Source organism: Ignavibacteria bacterium, from assembly GCA_041649015.1.
Classification (GTDB): domain Bacteria; phylum Bacteroidota; class Ignavibacteria; order Tepidaquicellales; family Tepidaquicellaceae; genus CAIKZJ01.
Map to the genome: position 1 here is coordinate 102,258 of JBAZNU010000007.1, position 15,924 is coordinate 118,181.

The window sequence follows — 15,924 nt, forward strand, 5'->3', positions numbered from 1 at the left end:
TATTTCTCGATTACTTTGGGTTTTGCTCGGGTGTTACTCGGGTGTTGCTCGGGTCATGCTTGGGTCTTAATTAGACTTTAATTGGCTTTTAATTGGTCTTGAATTTGTCTCCTGTTAATTTGACCATTCCTGCTAATTAATACTGACTTTATCCTCAGTTAATCACTAAATTTTGCGTTTTGAAGGTTATTACCCATCGAGCCTTCATTGAGCCTACTTCGAGCCTTCATCGAGAACCAATCGAGAAACCATCGAGAAACAATCGAGAAACCATCGAGAAACAATCGAGAAACCGTCGAGAAACAATCGAAAACACTTTTACCCGATCTTGAATCTTATACCCTAAATCCTTTTTCCAAGTTTTCTTCTAAACTGTGTTTTATTTTAATCTTTATTTTTATAACTTAAATATTGTTTAAACCAATGGTATGAATATTTTTATGTTTAAAAGCTTAATTTTTGTGATGCTCTTGATGGTATCGTTTGCATTTATTTCATGCGAAAAGAAAAATGATAATGTTATTGACCCGTCGTATGATTCACCCGTTATTATTAACGTTTCAAAATCAACCGATACTGTCTCAACAACTTCAGCATCTCCGAATATTTCTTTTGATTTAACTGTTGTTGCGAATGAAAATAACGGCAGCCCGATAGCGTCAGTCAATTGTGTACTCGTTGACCCGCTTGGCTCTTCACTCGGTTCTTTTGCTCTTAATTTTGTTCAGGAAGTCTCGAACGGTAAGCAGTATTCGAAAAATGTAAGTGCCTCCGGTATCTCATGCCTGATAGTCGGAAACTATACCATTCAGGTTGTTGCTAAAAATGAAGCAGGGCTTCTTAGCAGTCAGGTTAATCTTCCATTGTACGTTAGAAATTCTGCTAACACTCCTCCTTCTATAAGTAATTTAGCTATTCCTGACAGTGTCGTACGTCCCGTTTCTGGTTATTTTGATATAACATTATACGCGCAGGCAATTGACCCCGACGGTAACTGTGACATCAAAGAAGTCTATTTTTTTGCTTACAGACCTTCAGGATTCATTATACCCGGCGGCTCAATACCAATGACGTTAAATCCATCAGGCAGCTGGAGCCTGACTAATCCTGTTACACCAGCTGTTCCCGATTCACTCTACGGTTATTATAAATACCAGTTCTTTGCAAAAGACCGCTCCGATGCTGTTAGTACAGGTGTCTGGGATAGTATTAAATTTGTTAGACCTTAATTTAAAAAAAGAATAATTTTATATGTTGAATAGAATTTTGTTGTTGTTTCTTTTGGCGTTTAGTCTGAACCTTTACGGTCAGTCTATACCCGAAAGTTTTATGCTCGGTAACTTTAATAAGTCATACGTAAAACAGGATTTGGATAATATCCAGAGCACCGTAGTTACTCCGCATAACAGAATTTGCCCGATTAGTAACTTCATTACCGATGTTTACAAAAACGGCGATACTGTATGGTTCGCTACAGGCAGCGGTATTATGCGTACTCGCGATAAGTTTAATTCATTCGATTACTATGTAGGTCTTCAGCCTTTCGGTGATGATGATATCGCAGGTTTTGCTCTTAAAGATAATGTCATTGCTGTCGGTACGGCTGTTAGCGAGCAAATTAGCGGTGAAAGCGTACCCACCGGTACGGGTATAAAAGTTTCTACTGACTACGGGTACTCGTGGACTGGTTTCTCTCAACCCGTTGACGGTCTGTATGATACTGCTATCGTTTATGGTTCTAACACATTGTATTCTTTGCCCGTCGTCGTTAGACAACAGAATCTCTCTTATGATATTACCATCACAAAAACAAAAAACGATTTAAATAACTATACCATCTGGATTACTTCTTTTGCAGGAGGTCTTCGAAAATCAACCGATTACGGTGCTACTTGGACACGCGTACTCCTGCCGCCGGATAACCTCGATAGTATATATACCGGAGGTACATATACTTTTGCTTTAAACCCTCGCGATAATCTGAATCATCGTGCCTTTTCGGTTAAATCAGTAAACGATTCTACTATTGTTGTCGGTACTGCGAACGGAATTAATATATCTTCCGACTGGGGTATTAGCTGGAGAAAATATACTAATCAAAATTCAGGCAGCGGTACAAACAGAGTCGCAGGTAATTTTGTAGTAAGTCTTCATGTCCAAAGATATGGCTCTCAGGAAATAATCTGGGCTGCAACACGAAGAGCCGAAGATAACAACGAAGTTAATGCCCTGAGTTTTACTGCAAGCAGGGGTCAGGTCTGGTCTTACACTCTAAACGGTTTTTCGCCGAATGGAATATTTTCCAAAGATTCGACCGTTTATGGTCTTACAGACGCTGGTCTGTGGCGTGCAAGGTTTGGTGTCTTCGATTGGTCTAAACCTTCCTTGATTGCCGACCCCATCACAAAAGATGTTTGTAAAGCAACAAATTTCTATGCCGGAAATCATGTCGGAGATACTTTATATATCGGAGGAACGGACGGCTTGCTCAGAACTCGTGAAACCGGGATCGCATGGGCTTCCCCATGGAAAATATTCCGCGCAAGTGCATGTATAAACTCTGGCTCAGATATAAAGACTTATGCCGCTCCGAATCCTTTCTCTCCGGCGACTGAGGTTACAAGAATTTTCTACCTTACAGGTAAAACAAGCTCAAAAGTTACTATCAAAATATTTGATTTCGGTATGAATCCGGTGCGGACTGTCATTCAGAACGCCCCGCGTACCGGTACTAATGAACAGTTCGCTATCTGGGACGGAAAAAATAACGATGGATATGTTATCGCTAACGGAGTCTATTTCTACAGAGTTGAAATTGACGACGATACTCCGCTCTGGGGCAAAATTATTTTGATGCAATAAAATTTTATGATTATGAGAAAATACTTATATATAATAATACTCTTGATATTTGCAGGTACTGCTAATGCTCAGCTTGGCAGTTATGCAGGAGCATTTGCAAGACTCGGTTTTGGTGCTCGCGGCCTTTCGATGGGTAACGCTCTCGTTTCCGACGCTTTCGGCGATGTCTTCGGTTATTACAATCCATCCCTGAGCGTTTTTCAGCAGCAGGGAATAGTAAATGTCGGTTATACTTTTATGTCCGTTGACAGAAAACTTAATTTTGTCTCTTTTGCTAAACAGTTTAAACTCTCAAACGGTAAGCAGACAGCCGGTATCAGCCTGTCATGGATAAATGCTGGCGTATCCGATATAGATGGCCGGGATAATGACGGACGTTCTCTCGGTATGCTTTCTACTTACGAGAATCAACTCCTTCTTGGAATGGGATTCATGCTCTCGCCGCAGCTATCAGTGGGTATGGGTTTTAAAATGTATCTTTCAAAACTTTATGAAGATGTTACAAATTCAAGGGTCGGTATAGACCTCGGTGCAACGTACCTTGCGGCAAAGGATTTAAGCATCGGACTTGCTGTTCGCGACCTCGGTGTTAAATACAAATGGGAAACTTCGGAAGTTTACGGCTCTGTTAATGGTACCGTAACTGAAAATCCGTTCCCCACAATCGTTGATGCAGGTGCTACTTACAGCCTGCCCAAAAATCTGGGGGTAGTTTCTCTTGGTGTGGGCACTTACATAAACCCAAAGTTCGAAGTTAAAGATACCCTCGGTCTTGTTACAAAAAGCGATCAGAAAATGAATTTCACAATAAGACTTGGCGGTGAAATTAATTTAAACGATTACGTAAAAGTCAGAGCGGGTATTGATAGAATGGATTTAAACACTGACGATTTCTGGGGAAATATTAAACCGGGTGCTGGCATTTCTTTATCAAAGTCTTTTTCTGAAAGTATAATACTCGGTGTTGATTACAGCTTTCAGTACGAACCATATACTCACAAACCTATGCAGAATATTGGAATTGCATTTAAGTTCAAATAATCATTTTATATTTTAAAAGATGAAGAAATTAATTTTATTAATAATAGTTCTTGTTTATACGGCTCCTGTCTTTTCTCAGAATGATGGAGCTGCAAATACTGGTCTGGCTTACTTGAAACTCGGTATCGGCGCAAGGTCTATCGCTATGGGCGAAGCCTTTAGCTCACTTTCTGACGATGGTACTGCATTTATATACAATCCCGCGCGTATGAATGCCAACGAAAACGGTAATGTAACCGCAATGTTTAATAAAACAATGCTCGATATGACTACAAACTATGTCGGTGCTAAGTTCAGAATTAAAAAATTCGGTGTAGGTATCGGTCTGCTTAAAACAACTATCAGCGATATAGAGGTGCGTAATACCCCCGGGGCACCCCTCGAAAAATTCAATGCTGATAACTTCTCAGGCGGTATTAGTTTAAGTTATGAGGTTTATAAAAATCTTGCCGTGGGTATAACAGGAAAACTATTGTACGAAAAGATTTATATTGACGAAGCTTCTGGTTTCGGTATGGATTTCGGTGCGAACTATATGTATAATAATTTCTCTTTTGCAGCTGTCTTGTCTAACGTAGGCTCTATGAATGCTCTTAAAAATTCAGAAACAAAAATGCCGACCTCGCTCAGGTTCGGTGCAAGTTATAATTATAAAAAGGATAACCTCAGTTTAACAGGCGCTGTTGACGGTTACAAGGTACTTGACGGCGGTAATTTCCATGGTCATTTCGGTGCCGAAGGCGGCTACAAGGATTTCGTATTCCTTAGGGTAGGTTATATGTCCGGATACGATAACAAAGGCTTCACAGCAGGCGTTGGATTTAAATATAAATCTTTATATCTCGATTATGCCTTCCAGCCGTATTCAACAGGATTCGGATCTGGAAACTCCCTCTCTCTGGGATATAATTTTTAACCATAAACATTGTGTTGTGTCTTTCGTGAAGAATAAGACTAAATGACGAGTATCTTAAAATATTTTGACGAGGAAAAGAATATGAAATATGTATATCTTTTCCTCGTCATTTTTCTGGTGCTTATTAAACTTCATTCCATTGTTACAACTGATATCCAGCCATGGGATGAAGGTATGTACGCTACACGCGTGCTTTCTGTTCAGGAATCAGGCGATATAATCGATCAGAGTCAGCATTCTGTCGGAAAATTCTATTCTGGTTCGCATCCTCCGCTGTTAATCTGGATTGGATATGCGGTTACTTCAGTTTTTGGAATGAATAACATTGTTCTCAAAGGTCTCATCTTTATTTTTGGTCTTGCGTCTCTTTGGCTTATCATGTTAATTGGAAATAATGTCTATTCTCCCCGTGCTGGCATTATTGCCGCTGTCATTTTTTGCAGTAATCTTATATTTAATATATTTTCAAAACGCTTTCAGTTTGATATTCCTTATACATTCCTGATTCTCCTGTCATTCTGGTTCTTTCTGAAATTTCTTGATACGGGCGAAAATAAATATAACTATTATAGCGGCATCGTTTTTGGTCTCTGCCTCATGATTAAAATTCTTGTAGGCTTCTTTATTCCTATGGCAGTCTTTTTGTGGTTTATTCTGTCAAAAGATAAAATGAAGTATTCCATAAAACATTTGATTATCTTAACCGCCATCGGTATTATTATCGCTGCCCCTTGGCATGCCTACATGTTCGTAAAGTACGGCTGGGAGTTCTTTAACTATTTCTTCTTCTATCACATTTATGAGCGTGCCCTGTTTGGAGTTGAGCATAACACAAAGGGCTCTGGTTATATTTATCATATCAGCTATTTGCTGACAATCCTGCCGTTCGGTGCTGTCATCCTTTTTGGTGCATTCAGAAAACTTAAAACTTTTCGCGGACTCCCCGGAAAAGAATTGTTTATTCTCGTATGGTTTCTTATTGGATTTATTATAATTACACTTTTTAAAACAAAACTCGAAGTTTATATTCTGCTTATTCTTACCCCAGGTGTCTTTATCGCTGGTAACTATCTTGAGGTCTTGGACTCTCTCGGCTTAAAAGAAAAAATTATTCTGCTTATTGTAACTGCTTTTAATATATTCTGGGCTGTGCTGAATTATTTCAGGATTGAACTTTCATTCCCTCTTAATTCAAACACACTGCCCTTGGTTGCTTCATTGTCAGTAGGTTGGTTTGTCCTTTCGGCTGTAATAATATTTTTCTACGTTAAAAGAAGTTATTCTCTTTCGCGTATGTTCTATACATTCATCCTCGTGTTCCTTTTCTTCATAAATATTCTATACGCGGTGAAGATACCGTTCTGGGAAAATTCATTCAGGATTACGGAAGTGAAGTCCGAGATTGAAAAAAGTGGATTTAATAAGCTCATATACGTTGCCTCGAACTATAGGCATAATCCGCAGTTCAGTTTCTATTTTAACGGTCTTGATTTGGGCTGGACTAATACAAAATATGATTTTATTTTTCTTGATTCAAAGAATGGTCTTGATAGTATAAAGTCTGTAATTAAAGGAATAGGGAATAACGTAAATATTATCGTTGAAAAAGATTATATTAACAGAAGCAATTATTTTGACTCAAAGAAGATAATTGATGATAGCTATAAGTTAATCATGAAAACTTCTGGTTATGAACTTTACAGGAAATAACATTGGAAATTATTAGAGTAAATATTAACAGCTCTGCCGAATGGAGAGATTTTCTTTCCTCAAACTATAATATGTTCTTTGATGGAAAGTTCCTTGAGTATAATGATAAGTTTAATAAGGGTATTAAATGGCATCACTTGGCTTTTAAAGATAAGTATAAGACTATTGCTATTCTCAACGGAAATGAGAGAATTGAGAAGGATGAAAAAGTTTATGTCTCATGCGACGGAGTGAGCTTTGGCGGGTTTATGTGGACGGATAAAATTAAGATTAATGATATGAATAATGTTATTAATCTTTTCAAAAATTATCTTATTGAAAATGGATTTACAAAATGTATAATCAGGAATCCTCCTTTCCTCTATCGTTTACACACGAACGAGGAATATGAATACGTTCTGCTTTCCGAAGGGTTTTCCATAAACAAATATGCTATCACAAATATAATAGACCTCAGCTCGTTTGAGTTCGAGAAGTTAAAAAACTCTAAAAAACGGTCTATTCAAAAGTCAGCCGAAATTATTGAAATCGACCTTATTGAAGATGTCGTTTCTGAAAAAAGCCTCGGTGACTTTTATAACATTCTTCATTCAAACAGGGAATTGAAAAATGTCGTACCGACTCATTCACTCGAAGAACTTGTCTTTCTTAAGAATAATCTCCCCGACAAAATAAAACTGTTCACGGCAAAAATTGAAAATGAAATCGTAGGAATTTGTACTCTCTTCCTCATTAAAAAAGACGTGGTCTTAAACTTCTACCTTGCTGCCGATGAAGAGCATAAAAGGAACAGGGTATCCGATTATCTTCTTTATTTTTCTATCGAGTGGTCAAAGGAAAAGAATTTTAGAATTTATGATATTGGTACTTCAAGCGTTGATGACAGGCTTCTTCAGGGTTTGTTTGATTTTAAAAAGAAATTCAGGGCAGATGGTTTCCTAAGAAAAAGTTATACTTTAAAATTATAAACTTATTTATATGATAATTAAGAATAAAAGGATTTTATTAACAGGAGGCGGTGGATTCATTGGCAGTAAACTTGCCGAAATGCTGAGTAATAACAATGAATTGCTTATTTATGATTTGTTAATCCGTGATTCGTTGAAGTATAAAAACATTAACAAGAAAAATGTTAAACTTGTAAAAGGTGATATCTGCAGCTTAAATTTTTTAAAGAAAGCTGCCGAAGACTTTAAACCTCAAATTGCTGTACATCTTGCCGCTGTTGCTGGTGTCGATACTGTTATTCATAATCCCATCAAAACCATGGAAGTCAACGTCCTCGGTACTTTTAACTTTGTTAGGGCAATTGAAAAGTATAGCAGTAAACTCGAACGTGTGCTTAATTTTTCTACGAGTGAAGTTCTCGGCGCATATTCATACAAGTCTCCCGAAAAATCAAACACTAATGTCGCTCCCGTTGGCGAAGGACGCTGGACATACTCTATCAGTAAAGTTTCCGGTGAGCACCTTATCTACAGTTACTACAAGACAAGAGGCTATCCCGCATTGTCTATCCGTCCTTTCAATATTTACGGACCCGGACAGATAGGGGAGGGGGCAATTCAGATTTTCATAAAAAATGCAGTTCTTAACAAGAATATCGAGATTCATGGCGACGGCGACCAGATTCGTTCTTGGTGCTATATCGACGATATGATTGACGGTATCATGCTTGCATTAACAAAGAAGAATGCTGTTGGTGAGATATTTAATATAGGCAATCCTAAAGGTACCGTTACCATCACATCTCTTGCTGAAAAGATAATCCAGCTTTGCGATACAAAGTCAAAAATAAAATATGTTCCGAAAAACTATGTTGATGTCGAACTGCGTATCCCTACTATCGATAAAGCTGAACACCTTCTCGGGTATAAACCCAAAATTGACCTTAATGAAGGTATTGTTAGAACTTTTAAATGGTATAAAAAATACTTTAGCAAATGAAATTCTTTTATCTGGCTTTTGGGGGTATGAGTCTCAGAACTCTGATAGATCTTATCAGTATGAATGAGATACCGGAATTTGTAGTCACTCATAAATCGTATTTATATGATGACTATAAAGAAAAGTTTTATGACAAGCTGGAAGAGATTTGCAAAACCAATTCTGTTAAACTTGTTAATACAGATAAAATCTACGAACTAAAGGATGATATTTCCAAAGTCGAACTCGGGGTTTCAGTCGGTTTTATGGAGATTATTAAAAAGGATATTTATAGTGCACCTAAGTTCGGAATCCTTAACCTGCATTGCGGTAAATTGCCTGAATATAGGGGGAGAGCACCTATTTCAAGAACTATTATGGATGGAAATGATTCTCAGTTTATTACCCTGCACAAAATTGATTCGGGTGTCGACTCTGGTCCTATTCTTCTTGAAAAGGAAATCATCATTGAAGAAGATGATGACGTTAATTCTGTGTATTACAAGTGCTCTATCCACAGCGCTCTGTTGGTAAGAGAAGGTGTTGAACTTCTTAGAATGGGTAAAACAGAATTGTTCAAACCTCAGGATTCATCAAAAAAATATTCTCCTTGGCAGAAGTTGTCCGATGAGGAAAGAAAGATTAACTGGTCTCTTAGCAATAAAAAGATATTCAACCAAATTAGAGCAATGTCTTCGCCCTATCCGTGCGCCTTTTCAATGCTTAATAATATTCCTTATCTCTTCAATAAGGCAAAACCGGTCTTCTCAAATAAGAATAATGAAATGCATGGATGTATTGTTGATGCTAACAGTGATTTTATCGTCGTGAATACCGGTAACGGTTTGTTGATGGTTTATGATATTAGAAACAACGTTAATGAAAAAGTGGATTTTGCAAATTCTTTTAAAAAGGGAGATGTGTTTAAATGAAAATTATTGACGGACACGTACATATAGGTAGATGGAGTGATGTTTTTCTGAATTATGAATCTACTGTCGAACAAGCGGCGATTGTAATGAAAGAGTCCGGCATATCATCAGCTGTTGCTATGCCCTGCGATACTTTCGAAAACGAAAAACTTTTAAATGATATTCTGAATCAAAAGGGATTTACTTTCCATTTTGCCTGTTGGATAAATCCTGATGATAAAAACCTCGATACATTTATTGATAAAAACAGCAGTTACATAAAATGTTTTAAAATCCATCCCTCATTCCAAAGAAAGAATGTTCTTGATAAGTCTTATCAGAAATACTTGGATGTTGCTGTTGATTTGAAGGTACCCGTTATCGTTCATTGCGGCAGATGGAAAGAAGTTGCAAGTTATGATTTTCCAATAACACTATCTAAACAAAGACCTGACTTGAATGTTATCCTTGCACATCTAGGCGGCGACCAGCCCGCTTTGTGTACAGGCTGCGCTAAAAGCGTTAAAGAAAGTGGTGCTGAAAACATTTATCTCGGAACAGAATCAGTTCGTGAGTTCTATTTCGTTAATCAGGTTGTTAAAACTGTCGGCGCCGATAAAGTAATATTCGGAAGTGATTATAACCTCGGACTGCCAAAAATGTATATTCCTATAGTTGAAAGTCTTGATATTTCTGATGAAGAAAAAGAATTGATTTTCTATGGTAATATCTCTCGGCTTTTAAATATTGGGTAAAAAAATATTACATATTGCTCCTCAAAACTTTGCTGGAATGCCTTTTGGATTCATGCAGATGCAGGCACAGGCAGGGCATACATCCCGTCTCGTTACAATGTATCAAAATACTCTGAACTTCGAAGAAGATATTTCGCTCAACTTCAGGCTTCCTGTTAATAAAGCCGCTAAACTATGGCGCGACTCTAAAATTGGAGGACTTAAACATTATAAACCGAAAAATTTTCTTGAAAGTACATACTTTAAACTAAGAGATTTTAAAAACCGCTCAAAGATTACAGCACTGATTGATAAACATAAACTTTATGACTACGATGTCTATCATTTCGACGGCGGTATGGATTTTTTTCGTGACCTGCGGTTTGCGAAAGAATTAAAAAGACGTAATAAAAAGATTGTGTGTTGTTATTTCGGCAGCGACCTTAGAAGCAGGGGAGTGTTTAAAGAACTTGATGATATGAGTGACCTTAACCTTACCGTTGAGTACGACCACCTTCATCTGCATCAGAATATTCATTATTTGTTCTTCCCCTATGATGTTAATAAAGTTGAATACAAATTCTCTGAATTGAATAAACTCAGAATTATTCATTCTCCTACAAACAGACTTTTCAAAGGAACAGATAAAATTATAAAAGTAATAGATGAAATTAAGAAGACTAATAACTTTGAATTTATACTTGCTGAAAATATAAGTCGTGAAAAACTACTTGAAATGAAGAAAACCTGTAATCTCTCTATTGATCAGGTCGGTGGGGAACTCGGCGGTTCTGGGTATGGAAAGAATTCCGTCGAAAATCTGGCTATGGGTATTCCTACTATAACTGAATTTTCCAATGAGTATCTTGATTTCCTTCCCGAAAATCCTTTTATATCTTGTGCTATAAATAATTTGAAAAGTACAATTTTATATTATATCGAAAATGTTACTGCACTGAAAGAAGTTTCACTCAATGGAAGACAATGGGTTGAAAAATATCATTCTTATGAATCTGTTAACGCAAAGCTCGAGCAGCTTTACAGGGAGAATAATATTTGAGCGGGAAAAACATAAAGGAATTGTTCTCTCAAACAACAATTTATGGGATTGGGCTTCTTGCTAATAAAGCAATATCTTTCGTTCTTCTTCCATTATACACTTTTTATTTTTCACCCTCAGAACTCGGTGCTTACAATATCGTTCAGTCTTTGTGGATGTTCATAATTCTTTTCTATCTCTTCGGTCAGGAAACATCTTTTATCAAACTATTTATCGACGGCAAAAATGAAATCGAAAAGAAAAGTATTTATTCCACTACTTTAATAATGTTGACTGCCTCATCATTGTTGTTTTCGTTAGTTCTTTATCTGCTCTCCGGAAGTATAACGTCCCTGCTCGAATTCGAAGATCCTGTGAAAGGATTGATGTATATCAAGATTCTTTCATTAATACTATTTACGGATGCATTATTTAGGTTCCCTTTGCTGCTTCTTCGTGCTGAGCTTAAAGCCGCTCAATACTTATTCCTGACGCTTCTTTCTCTTGCAGTAAACGTTACATTCAACTTCATTTTTATTATTAGTTATGGCTTAGGTGTTGAAGCTATATTCTACAGTTACATCATATCCGTTGTCGTTACTTTTATAGCAGGGTTACTCGTTACACGAAAATATTTGTCATTATACTTTTCTGCCGTGCTTGCTAAAAAGCTCGTAAGTTACGGAGTGAAGTTTATATTCGTAGGTGTCTTCATTCTTTTAATAGATGTCTCCGACAGGTTCTTTCTTAAATATATTTTCAACGAAGAAGTTGTCGGTATATACAGTGCTAATTACCGCCTCGCTTCTGTAATGTCCCTGCTTATAGCAGCTTTCAGGTTCTCATGGACGCCGTATTTTCTTAATCTTGAAAAGAATCCCGAAAATAAAAAGATTGTTTCTCAGATTTTTACGTATATCGTCTTTATCGGACTTTTCCTTTTTCTTTTCTTCTCTCTTTTTACAGAACCAATCGTGAAAATATCATTCGGTAAGTTCTCACTTCTCGATATCCGCTACCAGTCGGGACTTATTATCATTCCTTATGTTCTAATGGCGTATGTATTCTCAGGATTGTATTCGGCACTCAGCGTAGCTCCTTTCTATGCTGATAAAACCAAAGAACTCCTGTATGTTTCTGGTTTGGGATTTGTTATTAACATCACACTTAATTACATACTGATAATTCATTTCGGTATTTTAGGTGCTTCTCTGTCAACACTGTTTACATATTTTGTCATGATGGTTGCTCTCTACTACCGCGCTCAGAAGATATATAGAATTGAATATGAATTAAAAAAGATTTTTCTTCTTTTCTTATTTTCAATTATTCTTTTTGCTTTTTCTCAATTAATCAAAGGTCTGTTATCAAACTCGGTTTTCATAATAATTTCAGTTTTGCTGTTAATTATTTTTCTTATTTTATCAAAGATATTCAAAGCGTTCGATATAAGTGTTGTAAAATCAATACTTATAAAGAACACCTAAAGTATAACTTTAGTAATTTTTCTCTTGACATTTAATAATAACATACTTATGTTTGTATTAGATGGATGAGATAAAATAAGAATTACCCTTTCTTATTAAAACAAATCCGGTTGCCTTAAAAACAACCGGATTTTTTTATCACTAAATTCTCACTATTTCTATGTGATATTTTGTCACAAATCATATTTTTCTGATTAGTCTCTAATTGGCTTTTAATTGGTCTCTAATTGGCTTTAAAATTTTCAGCATTTTCTTGTGACAAATCAGACATTCTTTGCTTCTCTTTATTCCACCTCTATTTGCTTAGATGCATATTTGTCACAAAATTGACAAAATTGCATCCACTTAATGATGATTTTGTCAAATTACTGACTTTTTTGTCATACCAAAAAATAAAACAACATATTTTCGAATCATATTACTTTGGCACGGCATTTGTAATATATAGGGTAAATTATAAAATTTAACCAAAATTAAATATAGGAGATAATTAAAATGAACTTAATCAAATTTAAAAGAGAAAATGATTTATTTGACAATGCTTTCAAATCAATCTTTGATTCACCGTTCTTTAAGTCTGAAATAAATGATGCTACAAGTTTCAGACCGAGAACCAGAATTACTGAGGATAAAGATAATTTCCATATCAATCTTGAAATGCCCGGTATTCCGAAGGAAAACGTAAAGATTGAAGTTGAAAACAATCTGTTATCGGTTAAAGGTGAAAAGAAAGTCGAAAATAAGAGTGAAGAGACGAACCTTGTGATGAATGAAATAGTTTATGGTGAGTTTTGCAGAACCTTCAATATATCAAAAGATATTAAGGTTGATGATATTCAGGCAGAATTTAAAGACGGTTTGCTTATCGTTACTTTGCCAAAAGTTGAAGAAGCAAAACCCGTTGTTAAAGAAATAAAAGTGAAGTAATTTAAAATTAAGACGTCTAATTAACAAGAAACTACCTGTTCTAATCGGCAGGTAGTTTTCTTACAAAAAGAAAGGATTTGTAAAATGGGAAAAATTATTGGAATCGACTTAGGCACTACTAACTCTTGCGTTGCTGTGATGGAAGGTAATGACCCGGTCGTCATACCTAATGCTGAAGGTATGAGAACTACTCCGTCTGTAGTTGCCTTTTCAAAGACGGGAGAAAGACTGGTTGGGGATGCGGCAAAGCGTCAGGCTGTTACGAATCCTTCAAATACAATCTTCTCTATTAAAAGATTTATGGGAAGAAGGTATGATGAGGTTTCTTCTGAAATCAGCGAAGTGCCTTATAAAGTCATTAGAGGCGATAATGATGTCGCGCGTGTTGAAGTTGAAGATAAATCTACTAATCAGATGAGAGTTTATTCTCCGCCTGAAATTTCTGCTATGGTTCTTCAGAAAATGAAGAAAACTGCAGAGGATTATCTCGGTCAACCCGTGACTGAAGCAGTCATCACCGTTCCCGCTTACTTCAACGATGCTCAAAGACAGGCAACTAAAGATGCAGGGAAGATTGCTGGTCTCGACGTAAAGAGAATCATTAATGAGCCGACCGCAGCCGCTCTTGCTTACGGTCTCGATAAAAGCAAGAAGAATCATAAAGTTGCTGTGTATGACCTTGGTGGAGGTACTTTTGATATTTCTATTCTCGAACTCGGTGACGGTGTATTTGAAGTTAAGTCAACAAACGGTGACGGACATCTTGGCGGTGACGACTTCGACCAGAGACTTATGGATTATCTTGCCGATGAGTTTCAGAAGAAAGAAGGTATTGATTTAAGAAAAGACCCGATGGCTTTGCAAAGACTTAAAGAAGCAGCTGAAAGCGCCAAGAAGCAGCTTTCTTCAACTCCGCAGACTGAAGTGAATCTTCCGTATATAACTGCAACTGCCGATGGTCCGAAGTTTCTTGTTGAAACTATCACTCGTGCAAAGTTTGAATCACTTGTAAGCGACCTCGTTGAAAGAACTGTCGGTCCTTGCCAGAAGGCAATTCAGGATTCAGGACTCAGCATTAGCGATTTGGATGAAGTCATTCTTGTCGGTGGTTCAACACGTATTCCTGCCGTTCAGGAAACAGTCAAGCGTGTCTTCGGAAGAGAGCCGCACAAAGGCGTAAATCCCGATGAAGTTGTAGCAATCGGTGCCGCAATTCAGGGCGGTGTTCTTGCGGGTGATGTTCACGATGTTCTCCTGCTCGACGTAACTCCGCTTTCACTCGGTATTGAAACTCTTGGGGGTGTTATGACAAAACTTATTGAAGCGAATACTACAATTCCTTCAAAGAAGTCACAGGTCTTCTCGACAGCAGCCGACAATCAGCCGTCTGTTGAAATTCACGTCCTTCAGGGCGAACGTCCGATGGCAGCCGATAACAGAACACTCGGAAGGTTTCATCTTGATGGAATTCCTCCTTCACCTCGCGGTATTCCGCAGATTGAAGTCACGTTTGATATTGATGCCAACGGTATTCTCAATGTCGCCGCAAAAGACCTCGGCACTGGCAAGTCGCAGGATATCAAGATTACTCATTCATCCGGCTTGACCGATAAGGAAATTGAAAAAATGAAGAAAGATGCAAAGGAACACGAAGCAGAAGATAAGCAGAAGAAAGAAGAAATTGATTTGAAGAATCAGGCAGACGCTATGGTATTTCAGGGCGAAAAGCAGCTCAAAGAATTCGAGGGTAAGCTCGATCAGGAAACACGCTCAAAGATTCAGGCAGCTATTGATAGACTGAAAGAAGCAGTGAAAACAAATAACGTTTCAGAAATGAAATCTGCAATGGAGCAGTATAACACAGTCTGGAACGAAGCTTCTTCAAAGATGTACTCACAGGCAAAATCGCAGCCCGGTGCTGAGCAGGGACCAAATCCCGGTGCAGGTCAGCAGGCAAGTGGCGAGCCGAAAAAAGATGATGGCAACGTAGAAAACGCCGACTTCGAAGTCGTTGACGATAAGAAGTAAAAAACGGAACTGGTACGGTTTAAACCTTACCTTTATTCAAATATATTCAAGGGGGCTGATTAAATTCAGCCCCCTTTTTTCATTCAGTGAAGTTTTATGTGCTAAAGCTATGAAATAAAATCAGACGGCAGCGAGTCGCTGCCCGATTCTCAGTGGCAAAGCAAAACATTTTCAAAATCAACGGGCTTTATCTCCATTCCTCTCCTTTCTCTCCTTCCCATCCGCTTGGGAAGAAGTAACGAATATGCTTTTAATGTTGCCGCCACAAGCCCCTAAGCAAGCGAAATCAATCTTTACAACTTCACCTATCTAATAGAAAAATTTGTGCAATAGCCATATTTTC

General features: G+C 37.4%; 13 protein-coding genes. All 13 read left to right on the top strand.

The window, feature by feature from the left end; all coding sequences use genetic code 11:
- Nucleotides 1-440: 440 nt before the first annotated feature.
- The 13 genes from WC644_11515 to dnaK all read left to right on the top strand — a co-directional run bounded on the left by WC644_11515 (nucleotide 441) and on the right by dnaK (nucleotide 15,581).
- Entirely contained in the window at nucleotides 441-1,229 is a 789-nt protein-coding gene (locus WC644_11515) for a hypothetical protein (GenBank protein ID MFA5012565.1), read from the top strand.
- A 22-nt stretch (nucleotides 1,230-1,251) separates the two neighbouring features.
- The gene (locus WC644_11520; GenBank protein MFA5012566.1) at nucleotides 1,252-2,862 is read left to right on the top strand and encodes a hypothetical protein; all 1,611 of its coding nucleotides are present in this window, start codon (nucleotides 1,252-1,254) and stop codon (nucleotides 2,860-2,862) included.
- A 12-nt stretch (nucleotides 2,863-2,874) separates the two neighbouring features.
- On the top strand, nucleotides 2,875-3,903 hold the full coding sequence (locus WC644_11525) for a hypothetical protein (GenBank protein MFA5012567.1): 1,029 nt from the start codon (nucleotides 2,875-2,877) through the stop codon (nucleotides 3,901-3,903).
- A gap of 19 nt (nucleotides 3,904-3,922) precedes the next feature.
- Entirely contained in the window at nucleotides 3,923-4,819 is an 897-nt protein-coding gene (locus tag WC644_11530) for a PorV/PorQ family protein (protein MFA5012568.1), read from the top strand.
- Between the two features lie 42 nt (nucleotides 4,820-4,861).
- Entirely contained in the window at nucleotides 4,862-6,529 is a 1,668-nt protein-coding gene (locus WC644_11535) for a glycosyltransferase family 39 protein (GenBank protein ID MFA5012569.1), read from the top strand.
- 2 nt (nucleotides 6,530-6,531) lie between these two features.
- Nucleotides 6,532-7,497, top strand: a complete 966-nt coding sequence (locus WC644_11540; GenBank protein MFA5012570.1) for a hypothetical protein — start codon at nucleotides 6,532-6,534, stop codon at nucleotides 7,495-7,497.
- 10 nt (nucleotides 7,498-7,507) lie between these two features.
- On the top strand, nucleotides 7,508-8,476 hold the full coding sequence (locus WC644_11545; GenBank protein ID MFA5012571.1) for an NAD-dependent epimerase/dehydratase family protein: 969 nt from the start codon (nucleotides 7,508-7,510) through the stop codon (nucleotides 8,474-8,476).
- Entirely contained in the window at nucleotides 8,473-9,387 is a 915-nt protein-coding gene (locus WC644_11550; protein ID MFA5012572.1) for a formyltransferase family protein, read from the top strand. The genes WC644_11545 and WC644_11550 overlap by 4 nt, the downstream gene beginning before the upstream one ends.
- The gene (locus WC644_11555; protein MFA5012573.1) at nucleotides 9,384-10,121 is read left to right on the top strand and encodes an amidohydrolase family protein; all 738 of its coding nucleotides are present in this window, start codon (nucleotides 9,384-9,386) and stop codon (nucleotides 10,119-10,121) included. The genes WC644_11550 and WC644_11555 overlap by 4 nt, the downstream gene beginning before the upstream one ends.
- Nucleotides 10,114-11,160: a hypothetical protein gene (locus WC644_11560; protein ID MFA5012574.1), complete on the top strand. Its 1,047-nt coding sequence runs from the start codon at nucleotides 10,114-10,116 to the stop codon at nucleotides 11,158-11,160. Before WC644_11555 ends, WC644_11560 begins: the two co-directional genes overlap by 8 nt.
- Nucleotides 11,157-12,626 (top strand): oligosaccharide flippase family protein, encoded by a 1,470-nt coding sequence (locus tag WC644_11565; GenBank protein ID MFA5012575.1) that lies wholly within the window; start codon nucleotides 11,157-11,159, stop codon nucleotides 12,624-12,626. The genes WC644_11560 and WC644_11565 overlap by 4 nt, the downstream gene beginning before the upstream one ends.
- Nucleotides 12,627-13,121: 495 nt before the next feature.
- Nucleotides 13,122-13,553 carry an Hsp20/alpha crystallin family protein gene (locus tag WC644_11570; GenBank protein MFA5012576.1) on the top strand — a complete coding sequence of 144 codons (432 nt, stop codon included), beginning with the start codon at nucleotides 13,122-13,124 and terminating at the stop codon, nucleotides 13,551-13,553.
- Between the two features lie 84 nt (nucleotides 13,554-13,637).
- Nucleotides 13,638-15,581, top strand: a complete 1,944-nt coding sequence (gene dnaK, locus WC644_11575) for a molecular chaperone DnaK (protein MFA5012577.1) — start codon at nucleotides 13,638-13,640, stop codon at nucleotides 15,579-15,581.
- Nucleotides 15,582-15,924 lie beyond the last annotated feature (343 nt).